Genomic DNA, 17818 nt, shown 5'->3' with positions numbered 1-17818 from the left:
TAAAGAAATGCAAGTTTTATTTATAAAAAAAACTTATTAAAGGCTTATGTTGTTAGGACTCTCCTATAAAGGTCTTTTGATAGTTCAAAAGGGATATTCCTACTTGTTCTTTGAATACATCATGGCATGTCTTACCATTAGCAAAACCAGATTTTTCAGCTACTTCGGTCTTAGGAACTTTTTCATTCGCTAAAATAAATTTTGCTTGATTGAGTCGATCTTCCATAAGAAAACGCATAATGGTGGTACCCGTATTGGCCTTAAAAAACGTGTAAAATAATACGAGCTAAAGCCACTGTATTCTGCAATTTCTTCCAATGCAATCGGTTCTTCATAATGATTTTCTACATAAGTGAAGATTTTATCCAAGTGTTCTAAGTTTTCTTTGTACTTTAGTATAGAAGGTTTAGCACCTTTTTTGACGTCTGTTTTGGTTTGAGGTAATTTTCTGTAAAATGTTGCAACGAGCTGAAATAATAAGCTGGGTGTGGGACAAAAATAAAAATCACTTTTGTATCCAAAGCAAGAGATTTCGACTATTTTAAACTGTGCTTTTCCCCGGTTTTCAACTAATTCAATCAATGAACCATCATCAACAGATTTTAAATTGAACTCGTCAAACACATTTAAATCAACTTGATAGACAATTCTTTCGCTGTCCGGTAACGCTAGAAAATAGTGCGGTTCACCACTAGCAAAAAAAGTAAATTTCTCCTTCAGAGACAGAAACGATTTCATCCCCTACGCCAATATTGACTGTTCCTCTTATTGAGCATATGGTTTCTTTGTGCCAATGAGAATAAACGATCGTCATGCCATCATTGATAAAAGCTCTAAAAAGATTCGTTTCTTCAGATTCTGGTCGTTTTAAGTATACTCTTTGTCTGCCTCCGACTGTTTCTGTTATTCTCTACTTAATAAAAATTTGGTTTATTTACAACATATTTTGTCATAAAATAAGTTTTTCGCCTATCTTAAACAAAAAATCGACCCCTTCACAAGAAAGTCTTTCAATTATAAGGTATACTAGTAAATAAAATCATAGAGGAGGTCACTTTAATGGAGTATACAATGACAGAGAATACCGTCTTCCCATTAGTTGAAGTCGCGTTACGAACAGATGAAAGCATCCAGTTAGAAAGTGGTGCAATGGTTTATCACAATGGTGAGATCAATCTTGAAGGAAAAATGAACAGCAACGGGAAAGCAGGATTTGGCGGAGCAATCCGTGCCTTGGGTCGTTCAATGTCAAGTGGTGAGGGCTTTTTTATTACCAAAGCTTCAGGACTTACCGATACAGCAACAGTCGCTTTAGCGCCTGCAACACCGGGTACGATCAAAGAACTTCAAGTGGGCTCAGAACATTGGCGTTTAAATACAGGTGCATTTTTAGCTTGTGATGAGACTGTCTCATATAATATGAAACGTCAAAAGCTTAGTGGCGCTATTTTTGGTGGTACGGGTGGATTGTTCGTAATGGAAACAGCTGGTTCAGGTTCCTTGTTGATCAACAGCTACGGAGACATTGTCGAGATTCATTTGGATGGAACAAAACCATTTGTCGTAGACAATCAGCATGTTGTCGCTTGGTCTGAATCATTGGATTACACTATCAAGGTAGCTTCTGGCCTCTTTGGTTTCACAACCGGTGAAGGTGTGGTCAATGAATTTCATGGCACAGGTACAATCATGATCCAAACGAGAAACATCGAAGGATTAGCTGGTTTAATTAGCCCTTTTGTTAGTTCAGGTTCATAAAAATCAAAGAAGCGTGAAACCCCGTCACAAGGTTCTCACACTTCTTTTTTAGTTGATTGATTTAAAAATCAGCAAATCCTGCTTCTTTTTCTTGAGTAAACAAATGATGTTTATCCGCAACGATTCGATCAAAGAACAACACTTCCGATACACTATAATATGGAATAACATAAACGCTGACTAAGCCAAAACTAAAGAATGCAGCAAACTGCCATAAAATAAAGGAATAAGAGAATATCAAATATTCTAACTTATATCCTTTCATCAATACTCGGCTAAGATCAATTGCTTCTTTTGCCGTTAAAGTGGGATCTTTTTTCAATAAATAATTTGTCATACCATACGATAATTGTTTGATAACACCAGGAATAACAAACAACAAAGACCATAAAAAAGTGTACAAGGCCATTAAACTGTTAGCACTCACCGTTCGTTTACCATTTTCTTTAATAAAAGAGATAAAGACTGTTTTAAGACTAAAATTACGCCTTTCTACATTATCCACGGCTGCCCACTGAATCATGCCACGATACAAAATCATAACAAGTAAAAACGCAAGCCAAACCAAAAAGCCAACTAGACCACCGATTCCTGTTTCTAAAGTCGTTGTTTCTGAATAAGTAACGGATCGCCCTTGATGTGTCAACGAGGTTCCTGGAATAGTTGCTAAGGAATGAAGATTTTTTTCATTCTGGCTGTCATCATCAGAATCATCTTGATAAAATCCGTCGTCATACCCATCTGAATAGCCATCCTCGTAGCCTCTTTCATAGTCGTCCATAGAACGATTCGCTTTTTCAGCGTAATCTTCTTGCCAAGAGTGATAATGATTTGATTGATTTCCAACACTTGTCGCTGCTTGAAACAGGAACATCACAGAAAAAAAATAAAGAAACAATGCCGCACAAGGGAGAATTGCAATCAAACTCCAGTTTCCATATCGCCCATGTAGATGTGCTTGGGCTTTCTTTTTTACTTCACTTCGAATCATTTTTCCGCTCCTTTTAACGCCTTTAGAAAATTTCCTATCGTCGTCACTTTGTATTTTATCACTTTTTTATATGCCTCTTAATTTACTATCAAAAGTACTCACTTCCTTTGGTCATTGCCCAAATTAGTGAATCCAATCGACACTATTCGTGAAGAGAAGTATCCTTTTAGACCTCGGAATGAAAAATTTCACTCTTGCCTTTTATTCTTTCCAACGAATTGGGATTTGCCCCTCTCCTGTATAAGAAAGTTCGGTTCCCTTTTCTATCCTCCAACTAAATGCTAAATATCTTTCCTTTCCCGATAAATTGTTCCATTCCAACACTTCACTGCTTTCAATAGTTGAAACGTAGTTCATTTCAGCACCTTCGAATTGTATTGATGACACGATTGGGTCAAATAGTTGATAAGAGGTTGTCCCTTTCTTTAAGGTAATCGTCGCCATTCTTCCTCTTGCATTGATTCTTAATTCCTTTAATTTATCCAGATGAGATAATGCTGAAATATCTGTTGTTAACGCTTGTGTGTATTCACTAGCGCTACTTTCGTCCTTATTTTCGAACCCATTAAACGACAAAACGAGCGTTTCCAAGTCGGTTAGCTTTTTAAAACTGTTTAATGTTAGTTGATTATTCGCTTCCAAATTCACTGTTTTCAATTTATTTAATTTTCCCAACTCTCTAAAACTGTTGAAGCTTCCACCTTCTCCTTGGATTGTTTCTAATACTGGCATTTGCTCAACTCCCGCCAAAGAAGAATAATCGTCAAACGCTGTATCAAAATGGGTGATCTGCTTTAAATCGTCTTTTTTTACTAATCCATACGTATTAAAAAGTGTTTCTCGTTCAAGTAAACTCTTCTCATCGCGCTCATCCAATTGCCGAAGGAATATATCAAATTCCTCATCCGTGATCACACCCAAGTTATACTTTTTATGAAGCTGTTCTACCTCCATTTGATAACGATCGGTGTATAGTTTATCTACACTAGCAAAGCTCTTTTCTCTTATTCCATAATCATTGAAATATGAATAAGGCGATTCATACATCGCTTCAGCTTCTTCAGATGTTCCGATTGACAACCCTAATCCTAACGCCAACACAATCACTGATGACTTTACTGACTTTTTCATTTTTTAACGCCTCCTTCATTTAATTCTTCATATATAGATTATGTTTTTTATACATAAAATAGCATATATAGTTATACTATCGAACAACTGTATTGAAGTCTATGTTTTTTCAAATTGATTATTGTAGACATATTTTCGACTGATACATTAAAAATGACTGAAACATACATTTCAGCCATTTTTTTATTCTATTCATTAATACAGTAGGGTTCAAAAACTATTTTGGATATTGTTTTAATAGTTTTATATATTCTGGATACTCATTTAAATTATCTTCAAGATATTTTTTATTTTGATCCAAGAAAAGATGTCGCTTGATTGCAAAATAAATCCAGATACCAATTCCACCTAAAAAAAGTATAGATAGGATTGATCCTACTTCACTAGGGAAATTACTAAATATATTGATCAAGAAAAAGAGTAAACTTCCTAAAAGACCAAACCGACCGTTTGTCCTCATTTTTTTTTCAACTGTTGAATCTTCTTGACAGATTGGACGGTTTCCGTCTATTTCTATTTTATTTTTAGTTGCAGCAGTCATAATTGCACTATAATTCATGTCTTCATATTTGTATGTTACTTTCCAAAACGGAACATACGTATATTTTGAAGTTAGATTATAGGTGAATTTCGTTATTTTCATCTCCTGGTAAGATGCTATTCATTTTTTTTCTGCTTCTTCTTGAGCAAAAACACGAATAGAACGTAAAACTGAAGAAACTTTATAAGATGAAATTTTCAATTGTCGAGTCCCAGCTGTGTAATGTTCATCAAACGGCTTCGTATTCTCTAAAAAAGCCAAATGACTAAAACGTTGAGCAAATGATGCAATCAAACCCGTTAGTTCATCATTGACTAGATAACTTTTAAATGTTGTACCTGAAAAAATATCACTTGAATGATTCCAATCAACAACAGTTCGAGTCTTCGCGATTGGTTCAGAATATTTATTTCCATTCTTGTCTTCTTTCGTCACATATTCTGTATAGCTCTCAGAACGATTGTACCCAATATCAGCTCCCCACGCGCCATCATAAACAACATTTGCACACATATATGGGATAAAAACTTGTTCTAGCTGGATATTATTGATTCTCCCTAAGATGTCTAAGGGAAGGTTCTCCCCTTTAATCAACCATTCGAAAAACTGCTTTTTTGCCAGCCCTTCTGGTATTTGAAATGGAATCAAATTATCTGCCTCATATATCAAGTTATCAAAATCTTTTTCAATTTTTGTTGTAAACGTAGAATGACAGAAATCACAAACAAACTGCTGCTTTTCAATATTAAATATAACTGGCGAACCACAATTAGGACAAAGTTCAATATTTTTGTTTTTTTCATCCAGTATTGTTTGAACATGATCTTGTGATGTTCCACAATGTGGACATTTTTTTACGTTTGGATCAGTGATTGCACCACCACACGATGAACACTGATTTTGAACGAATGAATCTCCCATTTCTTCCCCTCCGAAATAACACTTTTTCAACATTATTATCTCATTATATTTGAAAAAGGTAAATAGGTGATCGAACTTAAATGTACTCTAACTTCTTCCAAAATCTTAATTCTTTTAGAACTTAACGATGTACTTTAAATGTAGCTGTTCTTTATCCCTATTTCATAATTTCCCTTTCCAACATGTGATTCTTCCCTAGTTCACGAAGTTGTTTGCGTTTCAAAAAAAAATCAACTCTTTGATCTAACTCTTGAAATGAGTGCCTATCAAAGTAACCACACGCTCGTCAACTTCACCAATAAAAATACCCGAATGATAACTATTTTTCACCATATTTTCGTCAAAAGCTGTAGCCTTTTCTTCAAGTTTATAAAAACTAACTCCTAAATTATATTCAATTCACTTTATCATTATTTATTCTATTAGAATATCTTATTGACTTTTTAGTAAAGTATATTAAACTATTTCATGGTTACTTATTATAGATTTACAGAAAGGTTAAGATGAAAAATGAAAAAAATTGAAAAGGTTATTGTTGGGCTCCTGCTGCTTAGTTTTCTAGCACCGACTACAGCAGTTGCTAACGAAAACATTCTAGTGATTGGGGAGACTAAGGAAACCGATCCTCCTTTGTCAACCATTAGTAGAAGTATGGTGCAAGAACAACAAAATGAACAATTCGAAGCAAAAACACCAGAAGAAAGAGAACAGTTACCACAAAAAGAACAAGAAATCATCGATCGGATAGAGCAATATCTAACCGAAAATACCAATCCAAATGCACGTAGTTTCGGTCCTAACTTGAACAAATTAATTGCTTCTTTAGTTTTTGATATCACGGTTAAAAGAGAGAATACACTCTTCTCTAACTTAACCGGTTTAGCTGGAATCAGTGAAACTACCTCTTGGTTTGATACAGTTTCAGGTAAAAGCGAGCGCTCTCTCTCCGTTTTTGATGAACCAACACAATCAAATTTAACATTACATGCTTACTACGTTGACAATCAATCTGACAAAACGGCTGTCGTTCAACATGGTTACCGTTCTAATCCGAAGCAGATCATGCTTGAAGCTGAATTCCTTTATGAGCTAGGTTATAATGTGCTCATTCCTGATGCACGCTCACATGGAAAAAGCGAAGGTCGCTACATTACTTTTGGTGCCTATGAACGAAATGACATCAATGCATGGATCAACCAAGAACTAGAGGAAAAACCAAAGCAAAAATTCTTATTGTTTGGTGTTTCTATGGGCGCGGCAACTGTGATGATGTCTCAAGAAACACCTCATCCTAATGTGGAAGCAATTATTGAAGATTGTGGCTACTATTCAATCGAACAACAAGCCCGTGATGTGATGCGATTACTTACATCTAAATTGCAGTATATCCCTTTAGTTAATCAAATCGATTGGTATAATTGCGAAAATGAATTAATCGACACTCTCAACAATCAGTACGTAAAACCTATCTTAAAAATCGATTTATTCTCTATTTCGCCTCTAGATGCGGTAGCTAAATCTAATGTACCAAAATTATTTATCCATGGAACAGCAGATTGGTTTATCCCACCCGTTGCTAAAGACAAGTTGTATGCAAATGCTTTTGGTTACAAAGAACAATTGGCAATTCCAGAAGCGGGGCACGGCGTAAACTTAAAAGTTGGTGATACTCTTTATAAAGAAAAAGTACGTTCATTTTTAGCAACCGTAAACGAAATGAACTCATTACGCCCTCAACTCGCTGAAGATAAAAATTTACTGCTCAATACTGAATTCAACCGTAATGATGCCCAAACAAGTTTTGACGCTTGGCAATTAAGTCATAATGGTACAACGTTTCAATCAACAACTGAATCTACTCCTTATGAATTGGTTTTAAGAAAATACAAGAGAGAAATCATTTCAGCTCTTTCAACAGATCAAACTGGTTTAAAATTCTATAAAAAATTGAAAAACTCTGCTGCTTATGTTGCACAAGAAGTAAACCTACAAAAGAACCAGACATACGAACTAAGTTTTGACGCTTATAACCCAAATCCAAAAGAGCATAGTCAACAAGTCCTTAAATATGGATTTGGTAAAAATCTAAAACAAGAAAAGCAAACGGCCAAAAATCCAGTCCATAAAAATATGACCTTTACACCCCAAGTGACAGGAGCGCAAAATATCATACTAGGTTCAGAAATGACTCATTATCACTGGCTTGGTCGTAAAAGTACTGTTATGTATCTATCCAACGTTAAATTAATAAATGCAGATAAAACAGCACCAGAGCGGGTCAAACTAAATGAAGTCGCATCAACATCAAGTGAAACCCTGATTAAAGGGCAAGGAGAACCTGAATCAACAATTCAAATTATTACTACTACTAACGAAGTGCTCTTTGAAGTTACAACAGATAGCAACGGATTGTTTAATTTAACAATCCCCAGCCAAGAAACAGGTACGATATTACACATAATCAATAAAGACGTCAAAGGAAATAGCAGCGCTTCTTTGGTTTTAGTTTCAAATTAGCAACAGTTGATTAGTTAAAAAACCCATTAACAAAGGTACAGCTTGTCGAACCATTGTTAATGAGGTTTTTTATTATACAAAACGGATTCAGTTTCTATTCTTATTTAAACGTCTGTTGTGTTATCTCGATTTGCGCCGTACCTTTTCTGCAAATGCGTGCAATCTAAACTAAAATGCTTAGATTCTTGATCTAACAAACACAGCGTCTCAAATTTTTACCAACTCTAAAATGCGTTCCCTGCCTGTTCTGTGTCTTCTAAATGTATCTTGATTTGGTATTCTCCTAATTCAGAAAACCTACTGGTCGACCGCTTTCGACTATTTATTACTTTTACAGAACCAACATACTCAATCGTGCGATTCGTCTTTAGTTCACGAAGTTGTTTGCATCGCAAAAAAATCAACTCCTTGATCTAACTCTTGAAATAAGTGTGTATCAAATTAACCTATACGCTCGTCAACTTCACCAATGAAAACACCCGATTGATACTTTTTATTGTACTAACAAAAACCGTTGGGGTCATTTAATAAATCATAATTAGGTTGAATAGGATAGCTTTACCGTCAAATACCTTTTGGCCTTTTTTCTTTTGAATTTGACAGCTCGATAGCGTTGTTCATTTGTCTAGTTCATTGTTCCTCTCCTAGATACTCATCTTCTGACATCATCACTTCTTTTGGTACCCCAAACAGATACGTCAACACAAACGACAAGATAAAGATACAAATTCCAACTACGATATAGGTTACTAATTGATACGAGCTATAAATGTACATCAACGGCGATAAAATAACAGCTAACCCGTATGAATTCGCTTGCACGTTTAACAATGACAAAATAGCTCCCCCTAGAGCAGAACATCCTAACATAATACCTAGTGGTTTCATCCCGTAACGAATCGTGACCCCAAACAATGCTGGCTCACTTACGCCTAAAAGTTGCGTCACACCCGCACTGGTTCCAATTACTTTTACATTCTTATCTTTGGCCTTGACACTCACTGCAAAACTTACTGCCGCATTCGCAAAGCCGTACATTGCACAAAGCGTAATCAGTGGATTAAAGCCAGTTGTCGCCAACAAACTTGTTTCGATCATAATAAACAGATGATGCATCCCCGTCATAACAGCCAACGGATATAAGAACCCTATCAACAAACCACCGATTCCAAATGGCAATTTGATTAACCCTGTAATGAAGTAGACCAAGCCATTTTCTACGAAGTGCAAGACTGGTCCTAACACTAACAAGCCTGTTAACATCATCACCAAAATAACGACAAAAGGAGTAAACATCAAATCTAAAGAGTTCGGCATTTTTCTACGAAGGATTTTTTCAAGTTTCGCTCCTAAAAGACCAATCACTAACGCCGTTAAGACACTTCCTTGATAGCCTACGATTGGAATAAAGCCAAAGGCCATCAACGGTTCAATACCACTATTGATATCTGCCACTGAATAAGCATTCGGCAACATGGGGGATACCAACATTAAGCCGATCACAAAACCGATAATCGGTGTACCGCCAAATTTTTTAAACGCTGACCAACAAATCAGAGCAGGTAAAAAAGCAAAAACAGTATCCGTCAGTACACCCAAAAGAACTAGTACAAACTCAGGAATGTTATCAGTTGATGTTCCAAAAAAAGCTAAAACACTCTCATTTAAAAAGACTCCTTTTAACCCTAGAAATAATCCCGTTGCCACGATTCCTGGAATGATCGGAACAAAAATATCAGAAAGTGTACGAATTGCGTGTTTGATCGGATTGCTTGGCTTTTTCATTTCTTCAAGAGTCGTTTCTTTTTCTAATAGTTCATGGTTATTTTGAACTAGAGAGTCATAGACTTTATTCACGATGCCGGTTCCTAAAATAATTTGGTATTGACCGGCATTAAAGAAAACCCCTTTTACTTGATCAATTTTTTCGACCTTTTTATCGTCGATTGCTTCGCGGTCTTTTACTTCTAAACGTAATCGTGTCGCACAATGGGTGATTCCTGTAATATTTTCTTCCCCAACGACGTTTAGGATCTCTTCGCCAATTTGTTTGTAGTTAATTGCCATTTTCACTCACCTCATTTATTTTTTAAACAAAACACTTTGATAAGGATAAAGCTTTAATTCATTTTCTTCGTTTACTAGATCCCCATGAGAATTTAAGAGTAAATCCAAAGGTTCCCCTTTTATGGAAATTAGTTCCTCCGTATCGCTTAAATTAGTATAGGAATAAACTTCGTTCTCATTTAATACACGCTTATAGGCAATCACATTATCTGGTACATTTTCTAAGAAAACAATTGTGCCATGCGTCAAGACTTCACTTACTTGTCCTTGTTGTCTGAGCTCAATCATTTTTTTATAGTGAGCGAATACTGGATTCTGCTGTGCATTACGATTGGGGTATTCTTCTGTCATCGCAAGCCATGGCGTAGTAGCTGAAAATCCTCCATATTGACGATCATCCCAAGGAAAAGGTGTACGTGTATTATCTCGACTTCGTTTGTTGACGAAATCCAACGCTGCTTCTAGCGTATAGCCTTCTTGAATTGAACGGTGATAATTATCGATACTTGAAATGTCATTAAATTGATCAATGGTGTTCCGTTTGGCATTTTGCATCCCTAACTCTTGCGCTTGATAGATGAATGGTGTTCCTCGTAAAAAGAAATAGAGCATACCTAAGGCTTTCGCTGCTTCATCCGTTTGGTACTCAGGTTTGATAAATTTAGAAACAGCACGAGGCTGATCATGGTTTTCAACGAAATTCGCCCCCCAACCATTTTTCTGTAACACTTTTTGTGAGCGTTTTAATTTTTCTTTGAATTCCTTCGTAGTCCAATTCGTCCGTTTAAACCAATCAGAACCAGATTCAACATCGATATCAGAATAATTAAAATCAAAAATCATGGAAAAATACCCATCATCCCCAATAAAATCACCGTAGTCTTCATAAGGAACACCAGGTGCTTCCCCAACGGTAACACAATTATATTTTTCAAATGTTTCTTTTTTTAATTCGTTTAAAAACACTTCAATTCCTGGACGGTTTCGTGTTTTACTTTTACAAGACGCTAAACCATCCACGCCATCCGTAGGTAAACTAGCAAAATCTTGATCCTTCTTGATAAAGGTAATCGAGTCGATTCGAAAACCAGCAATTCCTTTTTCTAACCATCTATTGATCATTGCATATAATTCTTGACGCAATACTGGATTCTCCCAATTTAAATCAGGCTGTTTTTTATCGAAGGCATGGAAATAATAGACCTCTTCATCCGGTAACTTTTCCCACACTGAACCGCCAAAAATCGAGCGCCAGTTATTTGGTTCTGTTTTCCCTTCTTTAAAAATGTAATAGTCTCGATATGGACTTTCTTTGTCTTTCAATGCTGCCTGGAACCACGGATGTTCATCAGAAGTATGATTGATGACTAAATCTAAAATCACTTTGATTCCCAACTTATTCGCATCTTCTAACACTTGATCAAAGTCAGCCATAGTCCCAAATTCAGGATTGATTCCTTCAAAATCAGAAATATCATAGCCATTATCTACCATCGGTGACGTAAAAATTGGACAGATCCAAATCGTAGTGATTCCTAACTCTTTTAAATACGGTAACTTTTCTCGAATCCCTTGAAGATCTCCTATGCCATCATTATTCGAGTCCTTAAAGCTTTTCGGATAAATCTGGTAAATCACTTCTTTTTCCCACCATTTTTTGTCTTTCATTTCTATGTTCACGAGTCATTCATCCTTCCATTACATGTGGTATCGATATCATATTTTCACAAGAATAAATCCACCTACGTGGATTTACGCTCAATTAGTGATAAAATAAGTTCTTTTTTATTTACTTCGTACGTTGCCCCTTCAATCAATGCAACCATTAATTTCGTGGCTTCCATTCCCAATGCTGTTGTTGGCTGATCGATCGTTGTGAGTGGAACGGCAATAATACCTGTGCTTGGCTGATTATCAAAACCCAATACTGCCAAATTTTCTGGTACACGTAATCCTTGCTGAAGTACTTCTTGGATAATCCCAATAGCGACCTCATCACTTCCACTAAAGACAGCATCTGGACGATCATTTTCAGGCAAAGCCAAAATTTCTCGCGCTACTTTTTGACCATCTTCCATGTTATGGACCTGTTTAAAAATCCAATTCCTTTTGATCGACAAGTCATGTTCAGCAAGCGCCCGTTCAACCCCTTTGGTTCGTCGGTGTCCATGTCCACCAATGGTTAGATTCCCACCAGTACAATAGGCGATTTTACGATATCCTTTTTGAATAAGATAGTTGGTTGCCTCGTAGCTGATTTCTTCTTGATTAGTGGAAATAGTTGGAATCCCTGTTCCTTCTAGTTTCTCATTACATAAAACAATGGGACCATATTTTGAATAACTTTCAATTACGTGTGAATCGCTTTCAATAGAAGTCATGATGACACCTGCAACAACTTGTTGTTTTAAATATTCTAGCATTTTCAACTCTGCTTTTGGATCGTCATAGGTTTGCATGATCAACAGTTGATAGCCATGTTCTTTTGCTTGTTTTTCGATCGCATCTACTAAATAAGAAAAAAATGGATTGGTGATTCTTGAAATCAACACACCGATCGTCGTACATTTTTTGGAACGAAGTTGCGTTGCAATCGCACTTGGTGCGTAGTTTAGTTCATCCATTGCTTTTTGGATTCGTTCTTTTTTATCATCTGAAATATACGGATGATTATTCAAAAAACGTGAAACGGTTGAAACCGATAAACCAGCTTTTTTTGCAACATCTTTGATTGTAGCCATCTTTTTCTCCTCTTGTGATATCGATACCATAAATATAGAGTATCTTTTTATTTTTGTCAATGCTAAACATGAAATTTTACTATTTTAGAAAAGCCAACTTCTTACCTTATTATTTTTTCAACTAGACCATTCCGCCATAAAAGAAAAATAAGGCAGCTAAACGTCACTATAATAAGTATTATTTGAACCAACATTGAAAAATGAACGCCGAAAAAGACACAAGTTAGGATCGATCCTAAAATCATAGCCGATAGTTGTTCTGATAAAAAACCATATACTCGAATTTTTTGCTCATAGCTGTCTCTTTTTAGCTTATCGGCCATTCTGTAATCCTCTTTAATCAGCTCGTCCAAGGAAAGACCATAAAAATCACTTAAATTTAGTAATTTTTCTATATCAGGATATGTTTTTCCGATTTCCCAATTAGAAACTGTTTGTCTAGATACATATAATTTTTGAGCGACTTCTTTTTGAGTATAGCCAAGTTGTTCTCTTTTTTCCTTTAAAATTTCACCAATTGTCATTTTGATCACCTCGCATTTACTATCACTTAAAATGAGTAGAAAATCACGCAAAAAAAGCTTGCACTGTAGCAAGCTAAATAAATTTGCACCTTCGATTCTACCATTAACAGGCTGAGCTTCTGGCTAAAAATCTAAACTCTCTCTTATCATCTTCGCGATTTTTTGGCAAGACATCCTAGAGGTCATCTTACTTACATAGCCAATCAAAACAAGCATTCTCTTTGCTCCCAAAATAGGATTACTCGATTATTTAACACGATTTTTAAATTCTTGCTCTACCTGACTTAACAAAGGACGGACATATTCTTCAACTTTTGACTCTACGTTCATGCGCATCATGAACTGACTAGGTGTTTCAACAAATCCATTTTTAAGACTGTCCTGATATTCCGTTACTAAAAATTGACTTGTCTCTTTTATTTCTTTCATATCCATTGTTATTCCTACTTTCTAATCATCATTATCATCCGACTTAATTATACTCGTTTTTTGAGAAGAATAGAACAATAAATCCCACAAACAAAAAACTATGTAAGCAGCCGTTTTTCACACAGCCCCTTACACAGTTTATTTTACGAGCTCACTTCTGATGTTCCTTTATAACGATTGACATAATGTCTCTCCAACCAACTTTGCCCCCAGCCTATCGCCACACAAAGTAGCCAATACATTACTGCCACTAAAATATACATTGTCATATAATCAAATGTTCTTCCACCTACAATTTTTGCCTTTTGGAAAATATCAGGGATCGTGATCATTGCAGCTAAAGACGTGCCTTTTAACAAATCCATCGCCACATTCCCTAAAGCTGGAATCGAAATCCGAAAGGCTTGCGGTAAGATAATTTTACGCATCACTTTCCCAAACGGCAACCCTAACGCATACGCCGCATCCCACTGCCCTGCCTCCACTCCGGCAATAGAACCACGATAGATTTCTGCAATAAACGCACTGCTCGTCAAACTAAAACAAATACAAGCTGCTGTCAGTGCACTTAATTGATAGGGCAGTCCAAAATACAACAGAAACAACAAGACCAAACCAGGCACTCCCCGTAAAAACGAAATATAAAATCGGACAAGCCCTTTAATCACTTTCGAAGGCAACATCCCCAAGACAGTCAACAAAATACCAAGGACATTTCCCATCAAAAACGTCACGATACTGATGCCAAGTGTATAAGGCAAACCAGTCAACAAAAAGGGAATTGAGTCGATCATTAACTGAAAATCGATTTTTGGTATATACATCTACTCTACTGAAACACTTTCTTCGACTTTTTCTTTCGGCTCCACTGACACATCTGTTTGGAAATACGTTTCAGAGATTTTTTTCATGGTTCCATCCTCTTGCATTGCGTCTAGTGTTTCATCAATTTTTTTACTTAAAGCGGCACTGTCTTTTTTCATCAAAAAGCCAGTAAAGTTGGCATTAAAGTAGACGTCTTCTAAGATTTTCACTGGAATATCTGGCAACGCCCCTACAGACATTTTTTGTAAATAATAATCGTTTAAAATAACATCTGTGCGACCATTCGCCACATCAGTCAAATATTGATCATTTGTCGCATTATCATAGGTTACTAATTTTGCTCCGTATTTTTCCGCTATCTTCATGTAGTTGGTATTGGGCTCGCCAGCTGCTTTCTTGCCTTTTAAATCTTCAAGAGAAGCAATACCAGAATCGTCACTTTTTCGAACGATCATGCTGTCAAATGAATACTTGATTGGAGAAGATAAAATAAATTTTTTCCCTCGGTCCCCTGATAAGCCAAAATCGTTCGCCGCTAAATCAGCTTCCCCTTTATCCACTGACGTAATTTGGCCATCTACATTGTATTCTTTAAATTTAACCTCAACATTTAAACGTTTGGCAACTTCTTTGATGACATCCACATCATAACCCGTTAATTTGTTCTCATCGTTATAATAAGATGATGGGAATAACGTTCCTGATGTGGCAACTGTTAGCTTTTTTTGCATCCTCTACTTTTTGCCAGCTGTTATCTTTTCCAGCAGTCTGCTCTTTTGTTCCACCACACGCAACGAACACTAAACTTAATGCAACAATACTAAAACTAGCGAATACTTTCTTCATTTGAACCTCCTATGATTCACGATAAAATTTTGGTAATAAGAATTTCTGTTCTTGCTCAAACAACTTTCCAACTTGGAATAATACATCTTCGCGGCCTTTAGATGCCATAAATTGAATGCCTAGCGGTAAACCAGTTTCTGCTACATGAGTAGGTAAACTGATTGCGGGTTGTCCCGTTAAATTAGCAAGTTGAGTATATGGCGTGATCGTCAGACTTTTTTCAAACATATCATAGATTAAGTCTTTTAACTGTATACCGGAAAGAGACTCCGCTTGAGCCAAGTCTTTACGAATCTGATCACTCTGTAATTCTGCATCGATTTTAGGTGCGATATCCGCTGTAGTAGGCGTTAATACTACATCGTATTCCTCGAATAATTGCTCCATCTTATATGCCGCTTGATCCCACAGGTGAAGTGATCTTGTATACTGACTTGCTGGCAGCTGTATTCCATATTGGTAGATGCCCCAAGTCATTAGCTCCATATCCTTTTTCGTCAGCGGTCGCTGAATTGCCTCTTGGATCCCTTCAAACATAGCGGCTGTTTCGGCGCCATTCATCAAATAATAGCTGTCGATCAATTGACGTCCATTGATTGGATACGACATTTCGGTGACTTCATGCCCTTGTTGTTCTAAAAATGTTGCTGCATTATGTGTTGCTTTTATCGCTTCCACTGAAACGGGCGTTCCTACAGGTGATTCCGTAAAAAAAGCAATTTTCAAAACTTGTTTCTCTGCTACCTCTTGATGACTCCACTCAGCTTTCGGCGCTTGATACGGTGCTGCTTTTTCGGTCCCACGTAAATGATAAAATAACGTTTCGGTATCTCTCATCGACACCGTTAAAGCAAAATTGATTGATGCTCCTTGCCAACCACGCCAGCCATTAGGTCCAACTGGCATACTACCACGCGTAGGTTTCAATCCAATCAGTCCACTAAAAGAAGCTGGAATCCGAATCGAACCACCGCCATCACTTGCTCCAGCAATTGGAAATAACCCACTGGCAACGGCTGCCGCAGCGCCACCACTTGAACCTCCAGGTGAATAGGCAAGATTCCATGGATTTTTAGCTGGTCCGTAAATCGTCGGATCAGAAATATTTTTAAAGCCGAACTCTGGCGCATTGGTTTTTCCTAATGGAATCAAGCCCAATCGTTCTAAACCTTTCACAAAATTATCCGTTGAATTTGCACGGTTTTCTTGAAATAAACGAGACCCAGATGTTGATTTCATTCCTGCTTTATCTTGTCCAAGCATTTTCAACGGAATAGGTAAGCCAAAAAAAGGACCAGTTTCTGCTCCTCTAGCTTCATATTGTTGTTTCGCAGCTTCCGTATCCCAGTCAACAAAGGCATTGAGTTCAGGATTTATCTTTTTAACTTGCTGTTCCCGTTCATCGATCCACTCCGTCACGCTTAGCTTTTTATCTCTAAATTGTGTTGCGTAGTACAAACCGTCTTTCATGATCATCCCCCTTACAATCCTGATGGTATCATTATACAGGTTGTTGGGGTATTTTTAGGTTGATTTTGCTTGAAAGAATATCATTCTCAACAGTGAAAAGATTATTTTAGATTCTTTTTCATGATTAAATCAGTCTGTTCATCCTCACCCATGAAAAAAGAATGCGCTCCTACCTGAGTAAATCCCATCTTACGATAAAATTTCATCGCAGAAAAATTACGCTCCCAAACGCCTAACCAGATAGCGGTCTTGTTTAACTCTTTTGCTCGCTCTATCGCTTTAGTATAAAGCAATTTTCCAAGTCCTAGTCTTTTAAAATCTGAATCGATATAAATTCGTTCAATCTCCAACGCATCTTCCTCAATGGTTTCAGTCTGTGCATCATTTACATTGATTTTTAAATATCCAGCCAGTTGATCATCTGAATAAATAAAATAAAACTCTGACTGTTTATTTTGAAGCTCACTCGTTAATTTTTCTTCTGTATACGCTTGGTCAAGATACTCTTTTAAATCTTCTGGCGTATTGTCTTTAGCAAAGGTATCTGTGAAGGTTTTGATGCTTAATGTTTGTAATGCTACTAGGTCATTTAGGCTAATTTTTTTAATTTCTATCATCGCTTTTCCTTCTTTCTCATCTTTTTTGGAACAGAATCAATCGAGCAACATAAGCAACAAACAAACGACTAATCCAAAAGCCACTAAAGTAAAATGAAGTAACTGTTGTTTAGTACCACCGATATAATCTGGTTTTTCATGTTTGTAACTTGGATTAACTGATTTTATGTTGTAATCCAATGTACTACTAAAAAAAACATCTGACGGGATCATAAAAACAAGCATGATGCCATAAAGGATCGCTACGATAGTTAGAATTGATACTTTAATCCAGATGCTTGCTACTGCACCCAATATCAATGGAATCAAGAGGTAGAGTAAGCAACTAAATAATTCTTTTTTTAACCGTTTCTTTTGCATATATGTATTCGTCACCATCCTATCAAGGTATTAGTGTTCACACCTAAAACTCATTTTTTGTATAAGCTTAAACATCCGTC

18 protein-coding genes and 1 pseudogene are annotated in these 17818 nt (G+C 36.5%); 2 read left to right on the top strand and 17 right to left on the bottom strand.

Annotation, left to right across the window (positions count from 1 at the left end; genetic code table 11):
* Window positions 1–52: 52 nt before the first annotated feature.
* Entirely contained in the window at window positions 53–226 is a 174-nt protein-coding gene (locus tag BCR22_RS15970) for a helix-turn-helix transcriptional regulator (RefSeq protein ID WP_242596105.1), read from the bottom strand.
* Complete coding sequence (locus tag BCR22_RS15965) at window positions 190–738, bottom strand: hypothetical protein (protein WP_338030587.1); 549 nt, start codon at window positions 736–738, stop codon at window positions 190–192. Before BCR22_RS15965 ends, BCR22_RS15970 begins: the two co-directional genes overlap by 37 nt.
* A 321-nt stretch (window positions 739–1059) precedes the next feature.
* Here BCR22_RS15965 and BCR22_RS12580 point away from each other — a divergent pair, with 321 nt between their 5' ends.
* Window positions 1060–1758, top strand: coding sequence for a TIGR00266 family protein (locus BCR22_RS12580; protein ID WP_069655231.1), 699 nt, complete (start codon window positions 1060–1062; stop codon window positions 1756–1758).
* Between the two features lie 61 nt (window positions 1759–1819).
* Here BCR22_RS12580 and BCR22_RS12575 read toward each other — a convergent pair whose 3' ends face one another.
* From BCR22_RS12575 to BCR22_RS12560, 4 genes are all read right to left on the bottom strand, one after another.
* On the bottom strand, window positions 1820–2749 hold the full coding sequence (locus BCR22_RS12575) for a DUF975 family protein (RefSeq protein ID WP_069655230.1): 930 nt from the start codon (window positions 2747–2749) through the stop codon (window positions 1820–1822).
* A 201-nt stretch (window positions 2750–2950) separates the two neighbouring features.
* Window positions 2951–3880: a hypothetical protein gene (locus BCR22_RS12570; protein WP_069655229.1), complete on the bottom strand. Its 930-nt coding sequence runs from the start codon at window positions 3878–3880 to the stop codon at window positions 2951–2953.
* A gap of 217 nt (window positions 3881–4097) precedes the next feature.
* The gene (locus BCR22_RS12565) at window positions 4098–4523 is read right to left on the bottom strand and encodes a hypothetical protein (protein ID WP_069655228.1); all 426 of its coding nucleotides are present in this window, start codon (window positions 4521–4523) and stop codon (window positions 4098–4100) included.
* An 18-nt stretch (window positions 4524–4541) separates the two neighbouring features.
* A complete protein-coding gene (locus BCR22_RS12560) occupies window positions 4542–5342 on the bottom strand; it encodes a zinc ribbon domain-containing protein (protein WP_069655227.1) in 801 nt (266 codons plus the stop codon).
* A gap of 510 nt (window positions 5343–5852) precedes the next feature.
* Between BCR22_RS12560 and BCR22_RS12555 the strand changes: the two genes are divergently transcribed.
* Window positions 5853–7859: an alpha/beta hydrolase gene (locus tag BCR22_RS12555; protein WP_069655226.1), complete on the top strand. Its 2007-nt coding sequence runs from the start codon at window positions 5853–5855 to the stop codon at window positions 7857–7859.
* A 224-nt stretch (window positions 7860–8083) separates the two neighbouring features.
* On the opposite strand, the gene BCR22_RS15480 is transcribed toward BCR22_RS12555, so the two are convergent.
* The 11 genes and pseudogenes from BCR22_RS15480 to BCR22_RS12505 form a co-directional block, all read right to left on the bottom strand.
* Window positions 8084–8254: a hypothetical protein gene (locus BCR22_RS15480; protein WP_167351531.1), complete on the bottom strand. Its 171-nt coding sequence runs from the start codon at window positions 8252–8254 to the stop codon at window positions 8084–8086.
* A 235-nt stretch (window positions 8255–8489) separates the two neighbouring features.
* Window positions 8490–9926 (bottom strand): PTS transporter subunit EIIC, encoded by a 1437-nt coding sequence (locus tag BCR22_RS12550; RefSeq protein ID WP_069655225.1) that lies wholly within the window; start codon window positions 9924–9926, stop codon window positions 8490–8492.
* Between the two features lie 15 nt (window positions 9927–9941).
* The gene (locus tag BCR22_RS12545; protein ID WP_069655252.1) at window positions 9942–11594 is read right to left on the bottom strand and encodes an alpha-glucosidase; all 1653 of its coding nucleotides are present in this window, start codon (window positions 11592–11594) and stop codon (window positions 9942–9944) included.
* A 74-nt stretch (window positions 11595–11668) separates the two neighbouring features.
* Entirely contained in the window at window positions 11669–12667 is a 999-nt protein-coding gene (locus BCR22_RS12540; RefSeq protein ID WP_069655224.1) for a LacI family DNA-binding transcriptional regulator, read from the bottom strand.
* A gap of 101 nt (window positions 12668–12768) precedes the next feature.
* Window positions 12769–13191 carry a helix-turn-helix domain-containing protein gene (locus BCR22_RS12535; protein WP_069655223.1) on the bottom strand — a complete coding sequence of 141 codons (423 nt, stop codon included), beginning with the start codon at window positions 13189–13191 and terminating at the stop codon, window positions 12769–12771.
* A gap of 246 nt (window positions 13192–13437) precedes the next feature.
* A complete protein-coding gene (locus BCR22_RS12530) occupies window positions 13438–13626 on the bottom strand; it encodes a hypothetical protein (protein WP_069655222.1) in 189 nt (62 codons plus the stop codon).
* 137 nt (window positions 13627–13763) lie between these two features.
* On the bottom strand, window positions 13764–14444 hold the full coding sequence (locus BCR22_RS12525) for an amino acid ABC transporter permease (RefSeq protein ID WP_069655221.1): 681 nt from the start codon (window positions 14442–14444) through the stop codon (window positions 13764–13766).
* Window positions 14445–15291 (bottom strand): annotated as a pseudogene (locus BCR22_RS12520) (transporter substrate-binding domain-containing protein). It abuts the gene before it with no gap.
* Between the two features lie 9 nt (window positions 15292–15300).
* On the bottom strand, window positions 15301–16761 hold the full coding sequence (locus tag BCR22_RS12515; RefSeq protein ID WP_069655220.1) for an amidase: 1461 nt from the start codon (window positions 16759–16761) through the stop codon (window positions 15301–15303).
* A 101-nt stretch (window positions 16762–16862) separates the two neighbouring features.
* On the bottom strand, window positions 16863–17378 hold the full coding sequence (locus BCR22_RS12510) for a GNAT family N-acetyltransferase (protein ID WP_069655219.1): 516 nt from the start codon (window positions 17376–17378) through the stop codon (window positions 16863–16865).
* Window positions 17379–17414: 36 nt separating this feature from the next.
* Window positions 17415–17738, bottom strand: coding sequence for a hypothetical protein (locus BCR22_RS12505; protein WP_069655218.1), 324 nt, complete (start codon window positions 17736–17738; stop codon window positions 17415–17417).
* Window positions 17739–17818: the final 80 nt, after the last annotated feature.

Origin of the sequence: Enterococcus plantarum, assembly GCF_001730295.1 — a bacterium.
Taxonomy (GTDB): domain Bacteria; phylum Bacillota; class Bacilli; order Lactobacillales; family Enterococcaceae; genus Enterococcus_L; species Enterococcus_L plantarum.
The sequence above is the reverse complement of the archived record's forward strand: the minus strand, read 5'-3'. Positions and strand labels throughout refer to the sequence as shown.

Excerpts from the sequence above, each read along its gene's own strand:
- BCR22_RS15970 (WP_242596105.1), bottom strand. The coding sequence starts at position 226 with ATGGAAGATCGACTCAATCAAGCAAAATTTATTTTAGCGAATGAAAAA.
- BCR22_RS15965 (WP_338030587.1), bottom strand. The coding sequence starts at position 738 with ATGAAATCGTTTCTGTCTCTGAAGGAGAAATTTACTTTTTTTGCTAGT.
- BCR22_RS12580 (WP_069655231.1), top strand. The coding sequence starts at position 1,060 with ATGGAGTATACAATGACAGAGAATACCGTCTTCCCATTAGTTGAAGTC.
- BCR22_RS12575 (WP_069655230.1), bottom strand. The coding sequence starts at position 2,749 with ATGATTCGAAGTGAAGTAAAAAAGAAAGCCCAAGCACATCTACATGGG.
- BCR22_RS12570 (WP_069655229.1), bottom strand. The coding sequence starts at position 3,880 with ATGAAAAAGTCAGTAAAGTCATCAGTGATTGTGTTGGCGTTAGGATTA.
- BCR22_RS12565 (WP_069655228.1), bottom strand. The coding sequence starts at position 4,523 with ATGAAAATAACGAAATTCACCTATAATCTAACTTCAAAATATACGTAT.
- BCR22_RS12560 (WP_069655227.1), bottom strand. The coding sequence starts at position 5,342 with ATGGGAGATTCATTCGTTCAAAATCAGTGTTCATCGTGTGGTGGTGCA.
- BCR22_RS12555 (WP_069655226.1), top strand. The coding sequence starts at position 5,853 with ATGAAAAAAATTGAAAAGGTTATTGTTGGGCTCCTGCTGCTTAGTTTT.
- BCR22_RS12550 (WP_069655225.1), bottom strand. The coding sequence starts at position 9,926 with ATGGCAATTAACTACAAACAAATTGGCGAAGAGATCCTAAACGTCGTT.
- BCR22_RS12545 (WP_069655252.1), bottom strand. The coding sequence starts at position 11,594 with ATGAAAGACAAAAAATGGTGGGAAAAAGAAGTGATTTACCAGATTTAT.
- BCR22_RS12540 (WP_069655224.1), bottom strand. The coding sequence starts at position 12,667 with ATGGCTACAATCAAAGATGTTGCAAAAAAAGCTGGTTTATCGGTTTCA.
- BCR22_RS12535 (WP_069655223.1), bottom strand. The coding sequence starts at position 13,191 with ATGACAATTGGTGAAATTTTAAAGGAAAAAAGAGAACAACTTGGCTAT.
- BCR22_RS12530 (WP_069655222.1), bottom strand. The coding sequence starts at position 13,626 with ATGGATATGAAAGAAATAAAAGAGACAAGTCAATTTTTAGTAACGGAA.
- BCR22_RS12525 (WP_069655221.1), bottom strand. The coding sequence starts at position 14,444 with ATGTATATACCAAAAATCGATTTTCAGTTAATGATCGACTCAATTCCC.
- BCR22_RS12515 (WP_069655220.1), bottom strand. The coding sequence starts at position 16,761 with ATGAAAGACGGTTTGTACTACGCAACACAATTTAGAGATAAAAAGCTA.
- BCR22_RS12510 (WP_069655219.1), bottom strand. The coding sequence starts at position 17,378 with ATGATAGAAATTAAAAAAATTAGCCTAAATGACCTAGTAGCATTACAA.
- BCR22_RS12505 (WP_069655218.1), bottom strand. The coding sequence starts at position 17,738 with ATGCAAAAGAAACGGTTAAAAAAAGAATTATTTAGTTGCTTACTCTAC.